This window comes from Streptomyces racemochromogenes (assembly GCF_044129415.1).
GTDB classification, from domain to species: domain Bacteria; phylum Actinomycetota; class Actinomycetes; order Streptomycetales; family Streptomycetaceae; genus Streptomyces; species Streptomyces racemochromogenes_A.
The window spans coordinates 1-3,531 of sequence record NZ_JBBDHD010000257.1 but is presented as its reverse complement, the minus strand read 5'-3'; the positions used below and the strand labels follow the sequence as shown (position 1 = coordinate 3,531).

Here is a 3,531-nt window from a genome sequence, read left to right as displayed (position 1 = left end):
CCGCCCCCGCGATAGCGCGCGGCCCGGCGCGACCCCCCGCCCCCCCCCGCGGGGCGGGGGCGGCGCGGCGCGGGGGGGGGGGGCCCCCCCCCCGCGGCCGCCCCCCCACCCCGAGGCGACCGTGATCAACGAGTACGGTCCCACCGAGACCACCGTCGGCTGCACCGAGTTCCGCATCGGCCCCGGCGAGCCGGTCCCGGCCGGAGTGGTCACCATCGGCCGCCCCGTCTGGAACACCCGGATGTACGTCCTCGACTCCCGGCTGCGGCCGGTGCCCGCCGGGGTGGCGGGCGAGCTCTACATCGCGGGCGACCTGGTCACCCGCGGCTACCACGGCCGCCCCGAGCTCACCGCCGGCCGCTTCGTCGCCGACCCGTGGGGACCCGCCGGCGCCCGCATGTACCGCTCCGGCGACCTGGCGCGCTGGAACTCCGCCGGGCTCCTGGAGTTCATCAGCCGGGTCGACCACCAGGTCAAGGTCCGCGGCTTCCGCATCGAGCCCGGTGAGATCGAATCCGTGCTCGGCGCCCACCCGGACGTCCTCCAGGCCGCCGTCGTGGTCCGCGAGGACCGTCCCGGGGACAAGCGGATCGTCGCCTACGCCGTACCCGCCGGCCCCGCGCCCGCCCCGCTCGAACTGCGCGCCTGGACGGCCGAGAGGCTGCCCGAGTACATGGTCCCGGACACCGTCGTCCTGCTCGACGAGTTCCCCGCCACCGCCAACGGGAAGCTGGACCGCACCGCCCTGCCGGCCCCGGCGGAGCGCTCCGCCCCCGCCGCGGGACCCCAGGCGCGCACGGCCCGGGAGGAGATCCTGCGCGGACTCTTCGCCGAGGTCATCGGCCTCGACGAGGTCGCCGTGGACGCGAACTTCTTCGACCTCGGCGGACATTCGCTGCTCGCCACCCGGCTGATCGGCCGCATCCGGTCGGTCTTCGGCGCCGAGGTGTCCCTGCGCACCCTCTTCGAGGCCCCCACGGTCCGCGAGATGGCCGCGCGCATCGACACCGCAGCCCGGGCCCGGATCCCGCTCGTGCCGCAGCCGCGCCCGGAACGGATCCCGCTCTCGGCCGCCCAGCGCCGCCTGTGGTTCCTCAACCGGCTGGAAGGCCCGAACGCCACGTACAACGTCCCCCTCGTGCTGCGCCTCGACGGCCCGCTGGACGCCGCCGCCCTGCGCGCCGCGCTCGGCGACCTCGTCGCCCGGCACGAGAGCCTGCGCACCCTCCTCACCGAGGAACACGGCGTACCCCGCCAGGAGATCCTGCCGGCCGACCGCGCCCGCGTGGACCTGCACGTCGAGGACGTCACGCCCGCCGCCCTGGAGACGGCGCTCGGCCAGGCCGCCCGGTACGCGTTCACCCTGGACGCCGAACCGCCGGTGCGGGCCACCCTGTTCCGGCACGCGCCGGGGCGGCACGCCCTGCTCCTGCTGATCCACCACGCGGCCGCCGACGGATGGTCCACCGGCCCGCTGCTGCGGGACCTGTCGCAGGCCTACGCCGCCCGTCGGGGCGGGCACGCCCCGCAATGGGTGCCGCTCACGGTGCAGTACGCGGACTACGCGCTGTGGCAGCAGGAGGTGCTGGGCTCCGAGGACGACCCGCAGAGCCCCCTCGCCCGGCAGGTCGGCTACTGGACGAGCCGGCTCGCCGGACTCCCCGAACTGATCGAACTGCCGCTGGACCGGCCCCGGCCGGCCGTCGCCTCGCACCGCGGCGAGCTGATTCCCTTCCGGATCGGCACCGACGCGCACCAGGCGCTCAAGGCCCTCGCGCGCACCACCGGCACCACCGTCTTCATGGTCGTCCACGCCGCGCTCGCGGCGCTGCTGACCCGCCTGGGCGCGGGCACGGACGTGCCGATCGGCACGGCCGTGGCGGGGCGTTCGGACGAGGCGCTGGACGATCTGGTCGGGTTCTTCGTGAACACGCTGGTGCTGCGGACGGACACCTCGGGGGATCCGAGCTTCCGCGAGCTGCTGGAGCGGGTCCGGGAGGTGGACCTGGGGGCGTTCGCCCACCAGGACGTGCCGTTCGAGCGGCTGGTCGAGGTCGTCAACCCGGTCCGCTCGCTGGCCCACCACCCCCTCTTCCAGGTCATGCTCGTCCAGCAGGACGGGGCGGACGGATCCCTCGCGCTGCCCGGGGTCACCGGACGCACCGAGGACCTGAGCGCGGGCGTCGCCAAGTTCGACCTGGTCCTGTCCTTCCAGGAGGACCGGGACGGCGTCGGCGGCAACCTCGGCTTCGCCACCGACCTCTTCGACCGCGCCACCGCGCAAGCCGTCGCCGAGCGCCTCGTACGCGTCCTCGAAGCGGTGGCGGCCGACCCGGAACAGCCGGTCGGGGCCCTCGCCATCGTCACCGAGGAGGAACGCCGGACCCTGCTGCACACCTGGAACGACACCGGCCGGCCCGTCCCGGCGGGCTCCCTGCCGCGGCTCTTCGCCGCACAGGCCGCCCGCACCCCGGACGCCCCGGCCCTGCGCCTCGGCCCCGACACCCTCTCGTACGCCGAACTCGACCGGCGGGCCAACCGCTTCGCCCACCGGCTCATCGAGGAGGGCGTGGGCCCCGAATCGCGGGTGGCGCTCTTCCTGGAACGCTCCTTCGACGCCGTCGTCGCGATCCTCGGCATCCTCAAGGCGGGCGGCATGTACGTCCCGCTGGACGTGCGCTACCCGGCGTCCAGGCTCCGCGTCATCCTCGACGAGGCGGCCATCACGATGGTCGTCACGGACCGGACCGACCTGGAACTCCCGCACGGAGCACGGACCCTGGAACCGACCGCCGACGGCCGGCCCGACCACGACCCCGGCGTGCCGGTCGACGCCGGACAGCTCGCCTATGCGATGTTCACCTCCGGCTCCACCGGCACCCCCAAGGGCGTCGCGGTCACGCACGGCAACATCGCCGCGCTCGCCGTCGACGGATCCTTCGGGGGCGGCGCCCACCAGCGGGTGCTGCTGCACTCGCCCCTCGCCTTCGACGCCTCGACGTACGAGCTGTGGGTACCGCTGCTCGCCGGCGGCGAGGTGATCATCGCCCCGCCCGGCGAGGTCGACATCGACGCGCTGAAGCGGATGCTGGACGGCGAGGGCCTGACGGCGGTGTTCCTCACCACCGCACTGTTCAACCTGCTCGCCGAGGAGCCCGGCAACCCGCTCGCGAGTCTGCGCGAGGTCTGGACCGGCGGCGAGGCGGGATCGCTCACGGCCATGCGCCACGCCGTCGACCACTGCCCCGACACCCGGGTCGTGCACGTGTACGGGCCCACCGAGTCCACCACGTACGCCACCCGGCACCTGGTCCGGCGCCCCTACGACTACCGGGGGATCCCGCCGATCGGCGGCCCCATGGACAACACCACCGCGTACGTCCTCGACGCCCGGCTCCAGCCGGTGCCGGTCGGCGTACCGGGAGAGCTGTACATCGGCGGTGCCGGACTCGCGCGGGGCTACCTGGGGCGTGCGGCGCAGACCGCCGGACGCTTCGTGGCCGGCCCCTTCGGGACGCCGGGCGGGCGCAT

Annotated in this window: 1 pseudogene; it reads left to right on the top strand. The window is 75.0% G+C overall.

From position 1 onward, the window contains the following. Nucleotides 1-109 precede the first annotated feature (109 nt). Nucleotides 110-3,531, top strand: a pseudogene (locus WDV06_RS36490) (AMP-binding protein); the annotation flags it as partial.